The sequence below is a fragment of the Roseateles sp. genome (assembly GCF_039595595.1).
In the GTDB taxonomy this organism is placed as follows: domain Bacteria; phylum Pseudomonadota; class Gammaproteobacteria; order Burkholderiales; family Burkholderiaceae_C; genus Roseateles.
Genome location: NZ_JBCNLG010000002.1, coordinates 1 through 19,053, shown reverse-complemented (window position 1 = coordinate 19,053; position 19,053 = coordinate 1). Strand labels below are relative to the sequence as shown.

Here is a 19,053-nt window from a genome sequence, read left to right as displayed (position 1 = left end):
TGGCTTCGCGCGCCGGGGCGCGGGGGAGCCGCATTGTGCAACCGCGCGATGGCGGTTTGGCGGAGTTCCGGGCCGAGATCTGCCGGCCAGCGAGCCGCGCGCTGTTACGCTCTCAGCCCCGTCGAAGGCTTCCTCATGCAGACCAGCTCTCCCGTCAAAATCGTTGCCGGCCTCGCGGCCGTGCTCCTGGCCGTCGTCGGCGTGATCCTGGCCGCCAAGCTGCATCGCGGCGCGGAAGAGATGTTCTCGGGCATGCGGCTCCATTCGAAATCCGCAAGCGCGCCGGCAGCACGCCCGGCGGATGCAGGCGCGACGCCATCAGGCGTCAAGGTCATCCCCATTGGCGTCGCCGACAAGCCGGCCTCGGCGAATGCGGGCGGGCCCGGTGGTCGCTGACGCGATGTCGTCGAGCTGCACGATTGCTTGGCCCGCAACGAACTGATCAGCTACGAGGCGCTCGGCCTGTGCGAGATCGGCGGCGCCCAGGCCCTCGTCGAGAACGGTGACACCATCGGTGGCTGGCGCCTCAGGCGCAGCAGCGTTTGGGTGCCACCGTTGCCGACGGCGCTGCTGGCGGCGCCTCGCTGGCGGGGCCGCAGCCGCAGGCACCGCTCGACGTGGCTGGCGTCGCACCTGCCGCGGCGGCGAGCTGGACGCGCTCGGACAGTTCGGCTGCGCTTTCCTTGCGCTCGCTGTAGCGGCTCAGCAGATACGGGCCAAGGTCGCGCGTCAGCAGCGTGAACTTCACGAGCTCCTCCATCACGTCGACCACGCGGTCATAGAACGGCGACGGCTTCATGCGTCCCTCTTCGGTGAACTCGGCGAAGGCCTTGGCGACGGAGGACTGGTTCGGGATGGTCAGCATGCGCATCCAGCGGCCCAGCACCCGCATCTGGTTCACCGCGTTGAAGGACTGTGAGCCGCCCGACACCTGCATCACCGCCAGGGTCTTGCCTTGCGTCGGCCGCACCGAGCCCGTCGACAGCGGGATCCAGTCGATCTGCGTCTTCATGATTCCCGTCATGGCGCCATGACGCTCCGGTGAGCACCAGACCATGCCTTCCGACCAGGCTGCGAGTTCGCGCAGCTCCTGCACCTTCGGATGCGTGGCGGGCGCATCGTCGGGCAGCGGCAGGCCCGACGGATGGAAGATCCGGACCTCCGCGCCCATCGCCTCCAGCAGGCGGGCCGCCTCGAAGGTCAGCAGCCGGCTGTAGGAGCGCTCGCGCAGCGAGCCGTAGAGCATCAGGATGCGCGGCCGGTGCCCGGATGGCGCCGGCACGCTCAGGTGCGACGCGGCAGGGACATCGAGCAGCCTGGCGTCCAGCGCGGGGAAGGTGGCGTCGGGAAAGAGGAGCTCAGACATGGCGGGCAGCGGATGAGGAAGGGGAAGAGGCGTCGGCGGTACGGCGCGGCGGTGGTGAGAGCAGGCGATGCGCCCCGACGGCGGCAGCCGCGCCGATGAACTCGGCCACCACGAACCCAGGGGCGCTGGTGGGCGCGATGCCGGCGAAGCTGTCGCTGAACATGCGGCCGAACACGGCCGCCGGATTCGCGAAGGAGGTGGAGGCGGTGAACCAGTAGGCCGCGCCGATGTAGGCGGCGACCATCGCCGCCACGCGCCCGGCCGGCGCGCGCAGGATGACCAGCAGCAGCCCGAAGGTGGCGACGCCTTCCGCGATCCATTGCCCCATGCCGCTTCTCGCCTTGGTCGAGAACTGCAGCAGGCTCATGTCGAACATCGCGTGGGCCAGCCAGGCGCCCAGCACGGCACCCGTGAGCTGGGCGGCGACATAGGGCATCAATGCCGCGCTCGCCAGCTCGCCGCGGCAGGCCATCACCACACTGACGGCCGGATTGAAGTGCGCGCCGCTCACGGGGCCCAGCACCTCGATCAGGATGTACAGCCCGCCGACCGTGGCCAGGGCGTTGGCCAGCAGCGCGAGGCCCGTGTTGCCGCCGCACAGCCGCTCGGCCATCACGCCGGAACCGATGACGACGGACAGCAGCAGCGCCGTTCCCAGTGCCTCGGCGAAGAGCTTGCGCAAGAGATCCATCGTGTCAGCTCCGCGCGATCTCGCCGAGCGCGCGTTGCAGCGCGGCCCTGTCCATGGACTCGAACGGCAACTGCGCCAGCTGCAGCATGCGGTAGCCCAGGGCCTGACGCGTCAGTTCGAAGGCCTGGCGCTTCCCTTCCTCGCCGCCGGCGGCGTTGGACGGGTCCGGATAGCCCCAATGCACCTTGACCGGCTGGCCGCTGCCGCCGAAGAACACGGGGCACTGCTCGGCCGCGGCGCTGTCGCACACGGTGATCACCACGGACAGCGGCGGCGCTTCCGCCGTCGTGAATTCGTCCCAGCTCTTGCTCCGATAACCGGCCGTGTCCACGCCAGCGCCCCGCAGGGCCTCGAGCGCCAAGGGATTGATGCGGCCGCTGGGCGCGCTACCGGCGCTGAAAGCGCGCAGGTCCTTGCCAAGCCGTCGCGCCCAGTGGTTGAGCATGCCCTCCGCCAGCACGCTGCGCGCGGAGTTGTGGGTGCAGAGGATGAGGACGTTGATCGTCATGGATGGGCGTTGGGTTGGGGCGTGGAGGTGAAGGGGATCAGCAGCAGCTGCCAGATGCCGGCTCGACGGCGCAGGACGAGCCCTGGCAGCAGTTCTGCGTCAGATAACCCAGCAGGTCGTTCATGCGCGGATAGGCGGCGCGGTAGATCAGATGGCGGCTGGCGCGCTCCTGTGTCACCAAGCCCGAGGCGAGCAGCTCCTTGAGGTGGAACGACAGCGTGGCCGCCGGAACGCCAAGCGCCTCTTGGATGGCTCCTGGCGTCAGGCCGGTCTCGCCGACCACCACCAGCGCCCGGAAGACCTGCAGGCGCAGCGGCTGAGCCAGCGCGCTCAGCGCGCGAACGACTTCTTCTTCACTCATATTTCGAGAATATTCGAAATGATGAGCGCAGGCAATCCCGCGATGAAAAGCAGAACGCCCGGCACGGGCCGGGCGTTCTGCGTGAAGCGATCCGAAGGGGCTCAGCCGATGGGGCGCTCCATCGATCCAGCGCAACCGTCAGCGCTCACTGGGCCGAAGCGATCTGCGTGTCGTCGGCCGTCGTGTCGCGGCGGCCGGTGACGTAGACGGTCGGGAGCTGTGCGCGCTTGGCGGTGATCACCACCGGCTCCAGCGTGATGACCGAGGCGCGCAGCTCGCGCTGGCCTTCGGCGTGGGCGATGCCCAGGCCCAGGATCACGGCGCCGATCGCGCCGGCGACGAGGGCCTTGATCGTGGTGTTGGTGGCGGAAGCAAGTTCGAAGCGGCTGGTGGTCATGTCGTTCTCCTGAAGCGGTTGGCTGTGTCGATGGAGTCAGTGTCGTCATCGACGCGGCCGCTTTCGAGCGCCAGGAGACGAGCCGGCAGCGCGGCGGCGTGAAATGCATCGGCGGCGGATGAACGGTCAAGGGCCCGGTCCGGCGACCTCGGGAAATCCCTGGCATGCTTGAGCAATCAGACCCAGAGCCCCCGAGACCTGTCCATGACTCCCCAGACCCGTGCCCGCGCCGTTCCGGCCGACCGGCCGCAAACCCGCGGCGAAGAGATCGCCAACGCCATCAGCCACGGGTTGGGCGCCTTGCTGGCCATCGCCGCGCTGCCCATCCTCGTGACCCGCGCGATCGGGCATGGCGAGGTGGCGGACGTGGTCGCGGCGGCCATCTTCGCGTCCACCGGCATCCTGCTGTATGGAATCTCGACGCTGTATCACGCGCTGCCCGCCTCGCTGGCGGGCGGCCGCGTCAAGCAATGGCTGATGCGCCTGGACCATGCCGCGATCTATGTCTTCATCGCCGGCAGCTACACCCCGTTCACGCTCGGCGTGCTGCATGCCGGGCCCGGCGTGGCGCTGCTGATCGCCGTCTGGGCCGCCGCCGCGTTCGGCGTGACGATCAAACTGCTGAACCGGCTGCGCCATCCGCTGGTGTCCACCGCGCTCTACCTGGCGATGGGCTGGGTGGTGGTGTTCGCCATCGGGCCGCTGGTGGAGCGCACGCCCGGTCCCGGCCTGGCGCTGCTGGTGGCCGGCGGCCTGAGCTACACGCTGGGCGCGGTGGTCTTCCTGCTGGACAACAGACTGCGCTACGCGCACTTCGTCTGGCATCTGTTCGTGCTCGGCGGCAGCGTGTGCCACTTCTTCGCGGCGCTGTTCTACGCCTACGCCTGAGGTGCCGCGGGCGGCCGGGGGTTCAGCCCCGGCTCACGCGCCCGGCACGCACACCATCGCGATGCTGATCCAGACGCCGACGCTGAAATAGGGCGTCAGCCACAGCGCGTCGGCCTTCCAGGCATTCCAGCTGCCGCTGGGGACGCGGCGGCGCCAGGCGTCGCGGGCGCCTTCGTCCAGGCGCAGGTAGATCCGCCCGCTCGCGCGGCCATCGCGGTAGCGGCGGCAATACATCGGCACGTCCACGCTCAGCACATAGGTCACGAAGGACATCGCGCCCACGATCCCGAACAGCGCCACCGCATGGACCCAGCCCGCGCTCCCGAGCGCGATGACACCCAGCAGGATCGCCATCCACGCGAAGCCCGCCGCCCACAGCGAGGACTCGACCGCCTGCGTGATGTGGTTGAGCGTCAGCACGCTGTGCCAGCAGAAGGCCTGAGCGGCGACCATGAACATCGGAATCGTCCACGCGGCCTTCTGCACCCAGGACAGCCCTGCATGGCCGGCCAGTTGGTGCACGAGCAGCCCCAGCTGCAGCGCGAAGCAGATCTCGGCCACCGTGGCCGCGGATCTGCCCAGGAAGATGCTCGAGAGATGCGAGTCCACGACCACCAGCCGCTCGAGATCCACCCGCGGCAGCAGTGAGCGGTAGGCACACACCAGCACGTAGACGCCGGAGAGCATCAGCTGCAGATGCGCATGCGCGCCGCCGGCCGGGCCGAAGCACAGCACCGCCAGCCATAGACCGATGTTCAGCACGGCGAGGGTGCGAAGCGCCCGGCACCAGGACAGCACGCGCGCGTCGGGCGCGGCGGGGGTGATGGACTCGATGTGACGGCGCGATGACATGGCGCCATGAGCCTAACCGGCCACTGATCGCCGCGGCAAGCACCAGCGCTGCCGGAAGGGTCTGCGGGAACTTCACGCGCGCCGCTTCGGGGCGATCGTGGCTATCATCGGCGCGCTCAAGGAGACGAGATGAACGCACGCTTCCGGTTGGCGCTCCAAGTGGGCGCGCTGCTCTCCCTGTCCTGCCTGTCCTGCCTGCCGGCGGCCGCGCAGGAGCTCACGCTGACGCGGCTCGACTGCGGCAGCGGCAGCAACGATCCACGCCGCTTCAGCGACACCTTCGCCTACACGGAGACCTCCAAGCCCTTCACCTTCAGCTGCTATGTCATCCGCCATGGCGCCGACGTGATGGTCTGGGACACCGGCTACCTGCCGGGCTCGGCGCCCAACGCGACCAACAAGCCGCTGGCCGACCTCCTCAAGCAGATCAACGTCGATCCCGCCGAGGTGAAGTACGTCGGCATCAGCCACTTCCACCCCGACCACACCGGCCAGCTCGCGCCGCTGAAGAACGCGACGCTGCTGATCGGCAAGCGCGATTGGGACGGCGTCACCGCCACGCCGCCGATGAGCGGCGCGAACGCCAAGGGCTTCGCCGAGTGGATCGCCGAGAAACGCAAGGTCGAGCCGCTGACCGCCGACAAGGACGTGTTCGGCGATGGCAGCGTGATGGTGCTGCGCGCGCCGGGCCACACGCCGGGGCATTCGATGCTGCTGGTGCGGCTCAAGGAGATGGGGCCGGTGCTGCTGAGCGGCGATGCCGTGCACTTCCACGAGAACTACGAGCACGACGGCGTGCCCGGCTTCAACGACGACCGTGCCCAGACGCTGGCCTCGATCCAGCGCATGAAGGAAATCGAGAAGCACCTGAAGGCGACGGTCATCATCCAGCACGACCCGCGCGACATCGGCAAGCTGCCGGCCTTCCCGGCCGCGGCGAAGTAGGGCGTCTCAGCGCGGCGGCAAGGGCCACAGCGCCTGGGCAGGGCGCTCGAGCACGCGCGAGGCGGCGGCGTGGAACACCGATGGATCCAGGCGAGCGTCGGCGGCGGCGCCGGCGAGCCAGCGCTCGATCGATCCGCCGGTCTCGATCCAGCGGTCCTGCCGCAGCAGGCCGTACAGGCCGGCGGCGATCACGTGCATGCCGTCGTCCGACTTGCGCCAGCGATCCGCTGGATTGCGCGCCACGCCCAGCGCCTCGCTGATCAATTGGTCCAGCGCCTGGACCAGGTCCTCGTTCAGCAGGCCGGGCAGCGTCGTGTAGCCCCAGCGCGGATCGTGCTCGCGCACGATCTTCATGATCAGCGGATCACGTTCGAACGCAGCAAGCGCCGCCGTCGCGGCCGGACCGTCCATCGGCACCGGCGGGTGCAGCATCTCGTGCGCGGCGATGCGGACGGTGGTGGCGGTGTCGTAGTCGGCCGCCTGCAGGAAGGTCTGCCCCTGCACCTTGATGCCATGCGGCTTCGAGAACTGCAGCAGCACGATCTGGATCTCGGGGTCAAAACTGCGGCCGGTCAGCTTCTCCTGCCAGCTGATCACGTCGAAGCCGGCCAGCGCGCGGCCGACCTCGGCGGTGCGGCGATCCAGCTCGGTGCCGATGCGCTCCCGGCGGAACGCCGCGAAGCCGGCCTGCTGCAAGGCGCTGAAGATCGCGTCGAGCCGCGGCGCCGCGCGTTCGAACCAGGCCCAGTCCGATTCGCTCCAGTAGCTGCTGGCGCGGTAGCCCGGCAGGATCGCCGTCTGCCGCGAGCGCAGCGCGCTCAGCAGCGTGGCGAGCGTCGCGTCGTTGCCGTCGGCCGAGAACAGCACCTGCAGGTTGGGACCGAGCAGCCCGAAGCCATCGCGGGCGGCCTCGTTCCACAGTTGCGCGATGTCGCGGCGGACGGGCTCGGGCAGGCGCGGGCCGAAGGCGGCGGCGTCTTCGCCATAGAAGTCGAGGTAGAGCGGCGTGCCCGACAGCGGTCCGAGGAAGGCGATCGCATCGGCGCCCTCCGAGGCGCGCACCTGCCATCGCGTGCGGTTGGGCCTGGCCTTCGCATGGGCGGGCGGCGCGTTCAGCGCGGGCAGCACAGGGAAGAGGGCCGCCATCCAGGCAGCCAGCGGAGCGGAAAGGAGGCTTCGGCGTTGCATGCCCCGATGCTAGGAGGGCGAGTCCGGCGACGCTTGAACGGACTTAACCCGCGAGCCGCTTGGGCGTCTGCCCGGTGAGGGCGACGATGGCGCGCGTCAGATGGGCCTGGTCCGCGAAGCCGGTGTCGGCGGCGAGCGACGCGATCGAGCCGCGCCATCCCGGCAGTTGGCGCAGCGCCTGCATCGCGCGCAGCTCGAGGCGGTAGCGCTTCGGACTGACGCCGAAGGCGCGGCGGAAGCCCCGGCTGATCGACTGCGGCGCGATCTTCATCGCGTCGGCCCATTCGGCGAGGCCGAGCGCCGGATCCGCCGCCAGCGCCGCGGCGAGCAGGTCCGGCCAGTCATCGAGCCGCTCGGCGCGGGCGCGGAAATCCTGCCGCAGCAGTTCGGCGGCCTGGACGGGATCGCGTTCGGCGAGACGGACGATCGCGTCGGGATCGCGGACCTCTCCCAGCGGCTCGCCGAAGCCGCCAGCGGGCATCGGCAGGTTCAGCACCTGCGCGCCGATGCCGAGGAACTCGTTCTGATGCGATTCATGGGCAGCGTGGAAGACCGCCTGGCCGGCCTTGACGCGCATGCGGCCCCGATCGCCGGCCTCCACGTAGCCGCCGGCGAGCACCAGCGCGACATAGCCCTGGGCATGGCGGTGCCGGGGCATGTGCTCGAAGGCGGCGTGAAGGGAGATCGCGGTCGACATGGGTTCGGCCTCTCGCCAGGACGGGAGGCCGCGCGGCGAGGTGGCGCGGCCAAGGGCGAGTATGGCCGCGTCCTGCCGGACCGGCTGAAGGTCAGGCGTGAGCGGGCGTCACCAGTTCCTTCACCAGGTCCGCGTAGCGGCGCAGCGGACGGCCCAGCATCGATTCGAGCCGCCGCACCGTGTCCGCCTCCGACTTCATGCCGTGTTGCTGGATGCGCGCCATCATCAGGCGCATGTCGTAAGCCATCCAGCCCGGCATCGCCGTGCTCAGTTGCGCTTCGAAGGCCTGAAGGTCATTGCCGCCGAAGCGGATCTCGCGTCCCAGCGCCTCACGCCACACGCCCGCCGCCGACTCGCCGGTCATCGCCTCCGGCCCGATCACGTCGAGCGTCAATCGCGGCAGCGGCGCCGGAGCGGCGTCGCGGCGCAGCAACTCGGCCACCGCCAGGTCCGCGATGTCGCGCGTGTCCACCATCGACACGCCCGCCGAGCCGATCGGCATCGGATAGACGCCGTAGCCCTCGATCACCGGCTTGACCTGCAGGTCGTTCTGCATGAAGTAGGCCGGCCGCAGGATGGTCACGGGCAGCTCGAGGCTCTCGATCATCCGTTCGATCGTGTGCTTGCCGGTGAAGTGCGGCACGTCGGTGAAGCGGTCGGCGTGGATCACCGAGAGATAGACGATGCGCTCGATGCCGGCCTCGCGGGCCAGGCTCAGGGCCTGCAGCCCTTGCGTGACTTCGTCGGGCGAGACGGCGTTCAGCAGGAACAGCGTGCGCGCGCCGGCCAGCGCGGCGCGCATCGCTGCGACGTCGGACAGGTCGCCGACGACCTCGCGCACGCCGGCGGGCAGGGCGGCCTTGCCGGGCTGGCGCACCAGCGCGCTCACCGAGGCGCCTTGGCGCGCCAGACCTTGAACGACGAGGGAACCGATGGTGCCGCTGGCACCGGTGACGAGGATGCTCATGGAAATCTCCTTGGGAGCGGGTGGGGTTGCGACGACTGAACGATAGGTCGTTGCGTCTGATAAACACAGACGCCAGAATATGGACACATCGTCTCGAATTCGGAACACATGGCCGACATGGACCTGAACGCGCTCGCCGACTTCAACCTGGTGGCCACGCATGGCGGCTTCGGCCGGGCGAGCCGCGCCAGCCGGCGCTCGAAGGCGACGCTGTCGCGGCGGGTCGCGGATCTGGAGGAGCAACTGGGCGTGCGGCTCATCGAGCGCGGCGCCAAGGGGCTGGAGCTGACCGAGGCGGGCCTCCAGTTGCTCAGCCGCACGGAGGGCCCGATGCACGAGGTGGCCGATGCGATCGCGTCGGCGCGCGAGGGCTCCGGCAAGGTGCGCGGGCTGCTGCGGATCGCCGCGCCGCTGCTGTTCTCGCAGCTCGCGATGGGCCGGCTGTGCGCGGACCTGCGGCGCGAGTACCCCGAGCTGCGCGTGGACGTGGTCGCGGAAGACCGGGTGGTGGACCTCGTCGAGGAGCGCTTCGACGTCGCCATCCGGCCGAATCCGCGGATGGACTCGGCGTTGGTGGGGCGCTGCTTCGCGAAGGACCGGCTGGTGGTCGTGGCGGCGCCGCAGATCGCGATGCCGCCGCCGGGCGCCGAGCCGGTGAGCATCCCCGCGATCGTTTCGACAGGCCGCGAGGGCGAGCTCTGGGTCCTCGAGGGCGAAGGGTTGGCGCTGGCGCCGCAGCCCGTGCTCCGGCTGTCGTCGATGCTGATGGTCCGCGACGCGGCCATCGCCGGCGCCGGTGTCGCGCTGCTGCCGCAGTCGATCGTGTGGCATCAGCTCGCGCGCGGCGAGCTGGCGCTGTGGGGCGTGGTGCCCGGCAGGGACGTGGAGCTCTGGGTGCTGCACACTTCGCGGCGGCTCGCGAGCCCGAAGGTCAAGGCCTTCGTCGAGTTCCTGGCCGCGCAGTATCCGCAGGGGCAGTTGACGCTGCCCGGCTGAGCCTTCCAGGGCCCCGGCTGTTACCCATGTCCTGGCACACCGTCACCGCAACCCACTCGCATTCCTCATGAAACTCATCGTCGCTGTTCATTTCGATGGCGAGCAGGCCAATGCCGCCGCCGTGGCCTTCGACAGCTGGGACGCGGCCGAGCCGGCGAAGACCTGCGTCTCGCGCATCGCCCGCGTCGAGAAGGCCGTGCGCGGCGAGCCCGACCTGCGCGAACTTTCCTGCGTGATGCAGCTGCTGGGCGAGCACCGCCTGGAGCCGGAGCTCATCGTCATCGACGGCTTCGTGCACCTGGACGCCGATGACACGCCGGGCCTCGGCCAGCACCTGTTCCAGGCGCTGGGCGGCAAGGTCCCCGTCGTCGGCGTGTCGAAGAAACGCCTGCCTGGGCTGTCGGCGCAGTTCGAGGTCCTGCGGGAAGAGGAATCGCCGCCGCTGATCGTGACCTGCGCGGGCATCGACATCGGGGCGGCCAAGGTGCGGGTGCGCGCCATGCACGGCAGGAAGCGCGTGCCGACGCTGATGAAACTGGCGGCTCGACTGGCGAAGAACCCGGGCTGAGCCCGGCGACACGCTGCGGCCGGACCCGCCGCTCACCCCTTTGGCGCCGTGGTTTCAGCGCGATGGATTCAAGCCGGCGCGGCCGTCGCCGATATTGCTGGAATGAACATCACCAATTCCCCCAGCGTCGCCGCGGCCGTCACGAACGCATCCAACGGCACGCCCGGCACCGCCGGCAACGCGGCCAGCCTGTTGGTGCTGCGTAAAGCGCTCGACGCCCAGGAAGCCGGCGCCGCCGCGCTGCTCGAGGCCCTGCCGCAGGCTCCGGCACTTGCGACCGAGGGCAACCTCGGGCGCAACCTCAACACCTACGCCTGAGGCGGGCGCTTCCCCCAGCAGCGCGCGCAGGTCCATCGCCTCGGCCATGCGCGTGCAGGTGATGCGGGACCTGCTGGTGCGCGAGATCCAGTCGATGGAGCGCTCGCGGCCCACCCCTAGATGTCGACTTGAGGGCCTCCCAGGCGACGCCTAGATTCGCAAGCGAGTGGTGAGCACTGCCCGGATCACCGGTCGGGCCGCCACTGTCGACGCGTCCTCTATGCGTCCAATTCAAGGGAGAACTTCAATGAACGAGCCCAAAGTTGGCCTGGCCAATCCGTATGCAGTCGCTGAACTCGCGGTTGGCCGAAACGTGCGATGGCAGGCGATCACGGATCGCGATGCCTTCGTCAAGAAGACGCTTGGCGCGTCGGTGGAGGAGCTGACGTCCCCGGTCCGGGGCAATCTGCTCGTGAGCGGCCTGGCCGACACGCATCAGTCGCTGGCCGGCATCCAGGAGATGAAGCCCGAGCAGCGCGCCAAGGCCGTCAGCTCGCTCGCCAAGGGCGGACCGACGGAGGCGATGCTGTCGAAGCTGTCTCCGGACGCCGTGGCGCGGGTGGTCGGCGCGCTGGCGGGCGGGGACAAGAGCGCCGCGCCGTCGGCCACCGCGGCCAAGGGCATCACCGCGCCCGGCTACACGCCGCCCGGCGCCACCTGGGCCGATCCTGGCGACTTCTTCGAGGAAGCCGCGGAGTACTTCGACCCGGTGCAAGGCGCGCTGGGCGACTGCTACTTCATCGCGGCGCTGTCCGCCGTGGCGTGGTCGCGTCCTTACGTGGTGGCGCAGCGTACGCGCGCCACGAGCGCATCGCCGGCGGATTTCGTCGATCGCATCGACTTCTACTCCGGCGGCCTGAAGACGATGGAGGTGACGGAGCGCGTGCCGCTGGTGACGAGCACGCATGCCTGGATCTATGCGCGCTCATCGGAAGCGGGCGAGATCTGGCCCGCCGTCTACGAGAAGGCCTTCGCGAAGTGGAAGACCAACGACGCGACCGACGAGCCCAACTACGGCCCCATCGCCGGGGGATGGCCGGTGCAGGCAACGACGGAGCTCACGAACCTCACCGGCGTGACGAAGACCTGCTCGGCGATGAGCGAGGACGACATCTGGACGGCGGTGCGGTCCAACTGCCTGTCGTATCGCACCTTCAATCCGATGACCGCGTGGACCTTCTGCCAGACGCCGTCGCCGGTGGACTACGCGGGCAGCGGCATCGTCGGGTACCACGCGTACACGATCCTGGGCTGGGCGTATGTGAACAACACGAAGTACATCGTGCTGCGCAATCCGTGGGGCCATAACAGCCCGGTCATCAACAGCCTGGCCGGCAACTGGTCGGCGTATGACCAGAGCTTCTGGCGTTCGGTGCCGCTGAACGCCGGCGGGGTGTTCGCGATTCCCGCGGCGACCTTCAAGAAGTACTACTGGCAATTCGGCTGGGCGAGCTGAGCCGGGACGAGGTCAGTGCTGGGTTCGAGTGACAACGGGAAGACGGTCGAGCTGCCAGCCGGCTCGACCGTCGAATTGCGTCTGCCCGGGAATCCTGGCACCGGCTATGAATGGGCTGTCGATGCGGATCCGGCCTTCGTCGAGATGGGGGAGGGGCGCTACGTGCCTTCATCGAACGCCGTAGGGAGCGGCGGGGCAATGCAATGGTCGATCAAGGCCAAGGCGGCAGGCACGACGACGATCCGGCTCAAGCACTGGCGGCCGTGGGAGGGCGAGCCGTCGGTGGTGGAGCGATATGAAGTGACGCTGGCGATTGCGCCGGTGGCGCTCACGCGCGGTAAGCCGCCATGAAGACGCGAATGGCCTCGCGCAGCAGCGCCCGGTTCTCTCGGGCGTCCGGTGTCTCGAGCTTCAGCATGCCGCGGATGTGCGCGGAGCCGAAGAACATCGACAGGAACAGGTCCGCCGCCTGAAGCGGGTTCCTCACCTTCAGCGTTCCGGCCGAGTGGGCGCGGCGCAGGTACGCCGCCAGCTCGTCGATCACACGCTCCGGGCCCTCCTTGTAGAACGCGCGGCAGGCTTGCGGCTGCGCCCCCGCGACGCCGTAGATGGAGCGCAACGCGCCCAGGGCGTCGTCTCCGCGTGCCAATGCGAGAAACCGGGTGCCGATCGCGAGCAGTGCCTGCTCCGGCCGGTCCGGATCCAGCATCTTGGAGCCCGGAACGCCGGTGACCACGGGCGCCGTCCGATCACGCACCACCGCCTGGAACAGTCCCTCCTTGGAGCCGAAGTTGCTGTACACGGTCATCTTGGAGACCCCGGCGTCGGCGGCGATGGCATCCACGCTGGCACGCTCCAGGCCGTGCTCGTTGAAGTGCGTCTGCGCGGCTTCCAGGATGCGCCGGATGCGCTCGGGATCGCGGGGCCGCCCGCGTCGGGGCTTGGGAGCGGGAATCGGGGATTCGGCCATGGGTGTATTTATTGGACTTGACAGTCCACTATAGCCGCTGCACATTACTGGACTTGTGAGTCCAGTAATAGACGGATCTCGCACCTTCGCCTCTTCGCTACTTCCTCCTGAACGCCACTCGGATCCCCTCACCATGGATGACGTCATCATCATCGGCGGCAGCTTTGCCGGCCTGGCCGCCGCCCTGCAACTCGGGCGTGCCCGACGCAAGGTCACCGTTCTCGATACGGGGCTGCCGCGCAATCGCTTCGCTGGCCATTCGCATGGCTTGCTGGGCCACGATCACAAGCCGCCGCTGGAGATCCTGGCCGAGGCGCGGCGGCAACTGGCGCGTTATCCGGCGGCCAGGCTGGTCAATGCGCGCGCCGACAGCGTCTCGGGCGTGATCGACGATTTCTCGGTCCTCACGGCTGAGGGCGAACGCCTTGGGGCGCGCCGGGTGATCCTGAGCTACGGCGTCGCCGACCAGATGCCTGGCGTCCCGGGCTTCGCCGAGTGCTGGGGCACGTCGATCGTGCCCTGTCCCTATTGCGATGGCTTCGAGGTCGCCGACCGGCACTGGGGCCTCGTCTGGTCCAGCCCGCAGTCCCATCAGTCCGCCCGGCTGTTCCAGCACTGGACCGACAAGTTGACGGTCTTCGCCGATGGCCACGACCTTCCCGCGGAGGTCCGGGCCGACCTGGCGAGCCGCCACATCCCTGTCGTCGATGGCCGGATCGTCGAGATCGCCCATCGCGACGGTCAGATCGCCACCGTGAATCTCGAGGCTGGCCGCCAGGTGGCGGTTGACGTGCTGTTCGCGCATCCCCGCAACAAGCCGTCCGCGAGCCTGCATGAATCGCTGGGCCTGGAGACGCTCGAGACGCCCGTGGGCATCGCGCTCAAGGTCGACGAGCGCCGCCAGACCAGCGTGCCCGGCCTCTATGCCGCCGGCGACCTCGCCACGCCCTTCCTGCCCTCGGTCACCCAGGCGACATGGCAGGGGGCGATGGCGGGCATCTTCGCGCAGCAGTCGATGCTGGCTTGAGAGGCGCGGGCTTCACCTTCAGCGCACGCGCAGTGAATGCGTCCAGCTGTGGTCGGAGGCCCGCACCATCCAGTAGTAGTTCGCCTCCGAGTTGCCCTCGCCTGGCCACGGATTCATGTAGTTCACGTAGGGCGTGCCATTGGCCACGTGGTAGCCGGTGCCCACCATGATGTGACCGCCACCCGACGTCCAGCCGAAGCGGATGACGAAGGGCTTGTTCGCGTTGATGTCAGAGACGATCGAATTCCACGAGGAGGCGTAGTCGAACGAGTTGCTGCCGATGCCCCAGTGGGCGAGCACGTCCTGGACGCTGCCGGCCGCGCCGTAGAGGTAGTCGGGCTTGTTGGCGTTGCTGCTCCAGTTGAAGGTGCTGTTGCCGCAGGCGTAGTTGATGCCGAAGGCCCAGTTGACGATGCTGCACTGGCTGGGCGGCGTCTTGTAGAAGCCGATCACGGCCTTGCTCGAGGCGGCCCAGCACCAGTTGTCGTGTTCCTGGGTGGTGGCACTCACGTTCAGCGTCTTGTACTGGGCGAAGGCCAGGGGCGCCAGCAGGCACAGGCCCAGGCAGGCCAGCGTCTTCTTGAGTTTCGCGTTCATGCGATGTCCGTTCGATGTTGTGGAGGGATGTCGTGAGGCGGTGCGGCTCAATGCTGCACGTCGAGGTTCTTGCTGACGGCGGCGCGCAGCGACTGCATCAGCTGCGAGGCGTCAAACAGGCCGGCGTCCGGCTGGACCTTGTTCAGGCCGAAGCGCAGCAGGGACTCCTGGGCGGACTTCATCGCCGCGAAGCGCGCCTTGCCATCGTTGGTGGAGATCACTTCCAGCAGGTCGGACTGCGCCTGGTAGACGCGGATGAAGCGCAGGTTGCTGCCGTCGGAATTGCCGTGAGCCACGCGCACGGCTTCGTACTCGCGGGCGAGGCCGGCACCGCCGAAGGAGACGGCCTGCCAGCGTCCATCCATCAGCTCCACGGTCACCAGGCCGATGGGCTTGTCACCCACCTGCACGACGAAGCGCCAACTGCCGGTGGGCGTTGCCATGCCGCTGAGATCGGTCCGGCCGCCGGCCACGTCCTGGGGTTTGATCGTGTGGATCTCGAAGCCGTGGCCAATGCGTGCCTGCAGGAGTTCTTCCATGCTGGACACGTCGAATGCCATGTTGTCGGGCGCCAGGCCGGCATAGGCTTGCAGCTTGCTCTGCTGGTACTCGGCCAGGCCTTGTTGCGCGGCGAGCTGGGCTTGGCTGCGTGCCAGCTGGCTCTGCACGATGGCGGCCGGCCCATTGCCGGCTGCCGATGCGGCAAGAGGCTGCGCCGCCAGGACGATGGCGCACAGCAGAGCGCCTGGAAGGGTCAATGCTTTCGTTTTGAACATGAGGTTTCTTTCGGTTGAAGGACAACTACGCGGAGATCCCGCAGGCTCGGCGGCCGTGCCGCTGGCGCTGCGATTCGATGAAGACCGGCTCTGCTCGCGCAGACGGCGTTCAGCGACGGGTCGTGGCGCCTGCGGGTTGCGGCGCGCACCTGGGTGAGGCCCCTTTCGATGAGGGCGAGCGAGCCCGTCCGCTGCGGCGCAGCGGGTTTTCGGACATGGCTCCGCCCTGACCTGCAACTCGGCAGGCGTGTCGGACTCAGGGAATGGAGATAAGGTCGCTGCGTGACAGCGGCGTCAGGCGCAGAGCACGCCCCGCTGCAGTTTCACGAGCGCCATCAAAGCCCCTCAGGGCCTTCGTCGGTGAGCGGTATTCGGGATGGGTGCGCACCGAATATGGGCGGTTTTATACCCATGGCTGTGCATATGGATAAATCCCGGGCGCTGATGGCGAGAAACTGTCGGTCGCATATCAAACAGGATGGATCAGTGCTGCACCACAAAGTCCGCACGAGTATGGGGCGAAATACCCGCATGCCCGCACCAACTTCGCGCCGCTCCCACTGTCCTTGGTACCTGAGAGATTCGCATGAGGCTCCGCCCCTGCTTGCTCCTTCGGTGGAGTTGTCGGATGTGTCCGAAAACTCACTCTCCAGCGTCGGCTGTTTGCGAATCCAGTACTGGGCCTGAGCGTGTATGGGAGATTGCGCCTTCGGCGTCCGTGCGGCTGATTTCAATCAGCCTGCACGGCACTCTCCTGGATTCGTGAATTGATCTTGCCAATATCGATCAATCTCCCTATGAGAGGTTTCCCGAGGGCGAATTTCATGCGCCGGTCATGACTTTTGAGGGGATATGGTGCAGGAATATCCTGGGACGTAAGCGCGGCGGTCAGCCGGCCTGCGATCTGGACCTTGGGGTTCAAGGTGGACGTTTGACGGTCCAGTCCTCAACGCGCAGCGTCACAAGGCGTCATCGCGACGCCGCACTCGAGGCCGCACTCGAGGTCGCACTCGACGGCGCTGACGCCGCCGCGGACGGCAAGTCGCACAGCGGCCGGGAGCCGGCTGGCGGCGTCGAGCTGATGTGGTAATCCATCTCGCCCTCCGCACGGGCGCGCACCATCTCGGCGACCACCGCCTCGCGGGTCAGCGGTGCGCCCGAGCGGACCTCCGCGCTGACGTTGCGACAGTTGCTGTCGCTCTTGCGAGGGGCTTGTCCTGTCTTCGGTTGAGACATCGCGAGCACGGGCGCAAGCGAGAGCAGCACGGCGGCTGAAGCAGTCATCAGGCGCATGGGAATCTCCTCTTCAAGGAACGAAACGGCCGGGCGCGCACGGCGCCCGGGGCATCAAGACAGTCCGAAGTTCTTCCGCAGTCCCGCATCGACGGGACCCGCCGGCATGAAGCGGCGCAGCCGCTTGAGCAGCGTGGCCTCGCCCTTGGGCGTGGTCCTCATCCGCCACGGACCAAGCGCCGCATCGACGATCGTCCTGGCCACGTCCTCGGGCCCGGGCGCCTTCCTGACGTTCTTCTCGATCGCGGCCACCACGAGCTGACGCTCCGCGTCATAGGCGGCAATGGGCGAGGCCGCCTGCGGCGCATTCAGGTCCAGATTGGTCCGCGTGAACGACGGCTCGACCAGCGCGACACGGATGCCGAAGGCCCGCAGCTCGTGGTCCATCGTCTCGGACAGGCCCTCGACGGCATGCTTCGATGCCGAGTACGCGCCCATGTACGGCGACGGCAGGAAACCCACCACCGAACTGACGTTCACGATCCTGCCCGCGCGGCGCTTGCGCATCGACGGCAGCACCGCCTGCGCCGTGCGCAGCACGCCGAACAGGTTGGTGTCGAAGAGCGCCTGCGCCTCTTCCACCGCGGTCTCCTCGGTCGCCCCGAGCAGCGTCACGCCCGCGCTGTTGACCAGCACGTCGATGCGCCCGGTCTGGCTCAGGATCGCCTGGATCCCGCGCGCCACCGACGCGCTGTCACGCACATCCATTTCCACCAGCGTCACGCCCGCGATGGGCGAGGCCTTGGCGACATGGCGCACCGTGCCGAACACCTGGCAGCCGCGCTTGGCGAAGAGTTCAGCGCTTGCTCGACCGATGCCCGACGACACGCCGGTGATCACGACAACTTGAGAATCAGACACGGGAATCCTTCGTGGGAGTGGGGAGGAGAGAGGGACGGCTCAGCCCCGCGGGCCCGCCGGCTTGAGCTTGAACCAGATGGCATACATGGCGGGCAGGAAGACCAGCGTCATCACGGTGCCCGCGAGGGTCCCGCCGATCAGCGTGTAGGCGAGCGTTCCCCAGAACACCGAATGGGTCAGCGGGATGAACGCCAGGATCGCGGCCAGCGCCGTCAGGATCACCGGACGCGCCCGCTGCACCGTGGCCTCGACCACCGCGTCGACCGGCGCGAGGCCGGCCTGCTCGTTGTGATGGATCTGACCGATCAGGATCAGCGTGTTGCGCATCAGGATGCCCGACAGCGCGATCAGCCCCACCAGCGCGTTGATGCCGAACGGCTTCTGGAACAGCAGCAGCGTGGGCACCACGCCGATCAGCCCCAGCGGACTCGTGAGGAAGACCATCACCATCGCGGACAGCGACCGCACCTGCAGCACGATGATCAGCAGCGTGATCGCCACCATGATCGGGAACAGCGGCAGCATCGCCGTCGTCGCCTTGCCCGACTCCTCGATCGAGCCGGCCTGCTCGATGCGATAGCCGCTGGGCAGCTTCGCGATCAGCGGCTGCAGTTGATGCGAAATGGCTGTCGACACATCCGGCGGCTGCAAGCCTTCGGCGATGTCGCCCCGCACCGTGATGGTGGGCACGCGGTCGCGCCGGCGCATGACGGCTTCCTCGGGACGGACTTCGATGGTTCCCACCTGCGACAGCGGGATGCGCTGCCCGTTGGCGCCGGTGAGCGTGAAGTCGCCGAGCTTGGCCGGGTCGAGCCGGAAATCGCCGGCGGCGCGGGCGATGACCTGCACGCTGCGGATGTCCTGTCTCACCACCGTGACCGGCACGCCGTTGAGCAGGAACTGCAGCTGCTGCGCCACCGCGCTGGAGCTGAGGCCGACGGCCTGCAGGCGGTCCTGCTGCAGGTTGAAATGCAGCGCCGGGATCCGCGAGTTCCAGTCCGTGTTCACCGTGCGCATCAGGGGACTGGCGTCCATCACCTGCTTCACTTCGGCGGCGATCCCGCGCAGCACCTCGGGGTCGGGACCGCTGACGCGGTAGGCCACCGGATACGGCGAATAGGGCCCGAACACGAGCTGCGTCACGCGCAGCTGGGCCTCGGGCGCGAGACCATCGGCGATGGCCCGGCGCAGGCGCAGCTTCAGGGCCTCGCGCTCGTCCTGGCTGTCCGTCCGGATGACGATCTTCGCGAACGAGGGATCGGGCAGCTCGGCGCCCATCGAGAAGTAGAAGCGTGGCGCGCCCTGGCCGATGTAGGAGGTCACGATCTTGG

Annotated in this window: 24 protein-coding genes, 1 pseudogene and 1 riboswitch; of the genes and pseudogenes, 10 read left to right on the top strand and 15 right to left on the bottom strand. The window is 68.4% G+C overall.

Going from position 1 to position 19,053, the window contains the following annotated elements; genetic code table 11:
- Window positions 1-135: 135 nt before the first annotated feature.
- Together ABDW61_RS02870 and ABDW61_RS02865 are read left to right on the top strand one after the other, a co-directional pair.
- Window positions 136-396: a hypothetical protein gene (locus ABDW61_RS02870; protein ID WP_343636027.1), complete on the top strand. Its 261-nt coding sequence runs from the start codon at window positions 136-138 to the stop codon at window positions 394-396.
- Between the two features lie 3 nt (window positions 397-399).
- Window positions 400-519, top strand: a pseudogene (locus ABDW61_RS02865) (lipid-transfer protein); the annotation flags it as partial.
- Between the two features lie 7 nt (window positions 520-526).
- On the opposite strand, the gene arsH reads toward ABDW61_RS02865, so the two are convergent.
- From arsH to ABDW61_RS02840, 5 genes are all read right to left on the bottom strand, one after another.
- Entirely contained in the window at window positions 527-1,366 is an 840-nt protein-coding gene (gene arsH, locus ABDW61_RS02860; RefSeq protein WP_343636025.1) for an arsenical resistance protein ArsH, read from the bottom strand.
- Window positions 1,359-2,057, bottom strand: a complete 699-nt coding sequence (locus ABDW61_RS02855; RefSeq protein WP_343636023.1) for an MIP/aquaporin family protein — start codon at window positions 2,055-2,057, stop codon at window positions 1,359-1,361. The genes arsH and ABDW61_RS02855 overlap by 8 nt, the downstream gene beginning before the upstream one ends.
- A gap of 4 nt (window positions 2,058-2,061) precedes the next feature.
- The gene (locus ABDW61_RS02850; protein WP_343636021.1) at window positions 2,062-2,565 is read right to left on the bottom strand and encodes an arsenate reductase ArsC; all 504 of its coding nucleotides are present in this window, start codon (window positions 2,563-2,565) and stop codon (window positions 2,062-2,064) included.
- Between the two features lie 37 nt (window positions 2,566-2,602).
- A complete protein-coding gene (locus tag ABDW61_RS02845) occupies window positions 2,603-2,926 on the bottom strand; it encodes a metalloregulator ArsR/SmtB family transcription factor (RefSeq protein ID WP_343636019.1) in 324 nt (107 codons plus the stop codon).
- 145 nt (window positions 2,927-3,071) lie between these two features.
- Window positions 3,072-3,323, bottom strand: a complete 252-nt coding sequence (locus tag ABDW61_RS02840) for a hypothetical protein (protein WP_343636017.1) — start codon at window positions 3,321-3,323, stop codon at window positions 3,072-3,074.
- Window positions 3,324-3,527: 204 nt separating this feature from the next.
- Between ABDW61_RS02840 and ABDW61_RS02835 the strand changes: the two genes are divergently transcribed.
- On the top strand, window positions 3,528-4,211 hold the full coding sequence (locus ABDW61_RS02835; protein ID WP_343636014.1) for a hemolysin III family protein: 684 nt from the start codon (window positions 3,528-3,530) through the stop codon (window positions 4,209-4,211).
- A gap of 33 nt (window positions 4,212-4,244) precedes the next feature.
- Here ABDW61_RS02835 and ABDW61_RS02830 read toward each other — a convergent pair whose 3' ends face one another.
- Window positions 4,245-5,063, bottom strand: a complete 819-nt coding sequence (locus tag ABDW61_RS02830) for a hypothetical protein (protein ID WP_343636013.1) — start codon at window positions 5,061-5,063, stop codon at window positions 4,245-4,247.
- Window positions 5,064-5,192: 129 nt separating this feature from the next.
- Here ABDW61_RS02830 and ABDW61_RS02825 point away from each other — a divergent pair, with 129 nt between their 5' ends.
- Window positions 5,193-6,008 (top strand): N-acyl homoserine lactonase family protein, encoded by an 816-nt coding sequence (locus tag ABDW61_RS02825; RefSeq protein ID WP_343636011.1) that lies wholly within the window; start codon window positions 5,193-5,195, stop codon window positions 6,006-6,008.
- Window positions 6,009-6,014: 6 nt separating this feature from the next.
- Here ABDW61_RS02825 and ABDW61_RS02820 read toward each other — a convergent pair whose 3' ends face one another.
- The 3 genes from ABDW61_RS02820 to ABDW61_RS02810 form a co-directional block, all read right to left on the bottom strand.
- Window positions 6,015-7,196, bottom strand: coding sequence for a hypothetical protein (locus tag ABDW61_RS02820; RefSeq protein WP_343636009.1), 1,182 nt, complete (start codon window positions 7,194-7,196; stop codon window positions 6,015-6,017).
- 43 nt (window positions 7,197-7,239) lie between these two features.
- The gene (locus ABDW61_RS02815) at window positions 7,240-7,893 is read right to left on the bottom strand and encodes a helix-turn-helix transcriptional regulator (protein ID WP_343636007.1); all 654 of its coding nucleotides are present in this window, start codon (window positions 7,891-7,893) and stop codon (window positions 7,240-7,242) included.
- 91 nt (window positions 7,894-7,984) lie between these two features.
- Window positions 7,985-8,860: an NmrA family NAD(P)-binding protein gene (locus ABDW61_RS02810; protein ID WP_343636005.1), complete on the bottom strand. Its 876-nt coding sequence runs from the start codon at window positions 8,858-8,860 to the stop codon at window positions 7,985-7,987.
- A 117-nt stretch (window positions 8,861-8,977) separates the two neighbouring features.
- Between ABDW61_RS02810 and ABDW61_RS02805 the strand changes: the two genes are divergently transcribed.
- The 5 genes from ABDW61_RS02805 to ABDW61_RS02785 all read left to right on the top strand — a co-directional run bounded on the left by ABDW61_RS02805 (window position 8,978) and on the right by ABDW61_RS02785 (window position 12,549).
- A complete protein-coding gene (locus ABDW61_RS02805) occupies window positions 8,978-9,856 on the top strand; it encodes a LysR family transcriptional regulator (protein WP_343636865.1) in 879 nt (292 codons plus the stop codon).
- A gap of 67 nt (window positions 9,857-9,923) precedes the next feature.
- Window positions 9,924-10,424, top strand: coding sequence for an endonuclease V (locus ABDW61_RS02800; RefSeq protein WP_343636002.1), 501 nt, complete (start codon window positions 9,924-9,926; stop codon window positions 10,422-10,424).
- 102 nt (window positions 10,425-10,526) lie between these two features.
- A complete protein-coding gene (locus ABDW61_RS02795) occupies window positions 10,527-10,742 on the top strand; it encodes a putative motility protein (RefSeq protein WP_343636000.1) in 216 nt (71 codons plus the stop codon).
- Window positions 10,743-10,989: 247 nt separating this feature from the next.
- Window positions 10,990-12,198, top strand: coding sequence for a C2 family cysteine protease (locus ABDW61_RS02790; RefSeq protein WP_343635998.1), 1,209 nt, complete (start codon window positions 10,990-10,992; stop codon window positions 12,196-12,198).
- A gap of 15 nt (window positions 12,199-12,213) precedes the next feature.
- Window positions 12,214-12,549 (top strand): protease inhibitor I42 family protein, encoded by a 336-nt coding sequence (locus tag ABDW61_RS02785; protein WP_343635996.1) that lies wholly within the window; start codon window positions 12,214-12,216, stop codon window positions 12,547-12,549.
- On the opposite strand, the gene ABDW61_RS02780 is transcribed toward ABDW61_RS02785, so the two are convergent.
- Entirely contained in the window at window positions 12,527-13,168 is a 642-nt protein-coding gene (locus ABDW61_RS02780; RefSeq protein ID WP_343635994.1) for a TetR/AcrR family transcriptional regulator, read from the bottom strand. The two genes, ABDW61_RS02785 and ABDW61_RS02780, sit on opposite strands and share 23 nt — an antisense overlap.
- A gap of 133 nt (window positions 13,169-13,301) precedes the next feature.
- On the opposite strand from ABDW61_RS02780, the gene ABDW61_RS02775 reads away from it, so the two are divergent.
- Window positions 13,302-14,195 (top strand): NAD(P)/FAD-dependent oxidoreductase, encoded by an 894-nt coding sequence (locus tag ABDW61_RS02775; RefSeq protein WP_343635992.1) that lies wholly within the window; start codon window positions 13,302-13,304, stop codon window positions 14,193-14,195.
- A gap of 18 nt (window positions 14,196-14,213) precedes the next feature.
- Here the strand turns inward: ABDW61_RS02775 and ABDW61_RS02770 are convergent, their stop codons facing one another.
- The 5 genes from ABDW61_RS02770 to ABDW61_RS02750 form a co-directional block, all read right to left on the bottom strand.
- Complete coding sequence (locus ABDW61_RS02770) at window positions 14,214-14,792, bottom strand: C39 family peptidase (RefSeq protein WP_343635990.1); 579 nt, start codon at window positions 14,790-14,792, stop codon at window positions 14,214-14,216.
- Window positions 14,793-14,839: 47 nt separating this feature from the next.
- Window positions 14,840-15,568 carry a hypothetical protein gene (locus ABDW61_RS02765; RefSeq protein WP_343635989.1) on the bottom strand — a complete coding sequence of 243 codons (729 nt, stop codon included), beginning with the start codon at window positions 15,566-15,568 and terminating at the stop codon, window positions 14,840-14,842.
- Window positions 15,569-16,118: 550 nt separating this feature from the next.
- Window positions 16,119-16,231, bottom strand: a riboswitch (glycine riboswitch).
- A 306-nt stretch (window positions 16,232-16,537) separates the two neighbouring features.
- The gene (locus ABDW61_RS02760) at window positions 16,538-16,861 is read right to left on the bottom strand and encodes a DUF4148 domain-containing protein (protein ID WP_343635988.1); all 324 of its coding nucleotides are present in this window, start codon (window positions 16,859-16,861) and stop codon (window positions 16,538-16,540) included.
- A 54-nt stretch (window positions 16,862-16,915) separates the two neighbouring features.
- On the bottom strand, window positions 16,916-17,722 hold the full coding sequence (locus ABDW61_RS02755) for an oxidoreductase (RefSeq protein ID WP_343635987.1): 807 nt from the start codon (window positions 17,720-17,722) through the stop codon (window positions 16,916-16,918).
- A gap of 39 nt (window positions 17,723-17,761) precedes the next feature.
- Window positions 17,762-19,053 (bottom strand): efflux RND transporter permease subunit (locus ABDW61_RS02750; protein ID WP_343635986.1); only part of this gene is annotated, 1,292 nt, incomplete at its 5' end.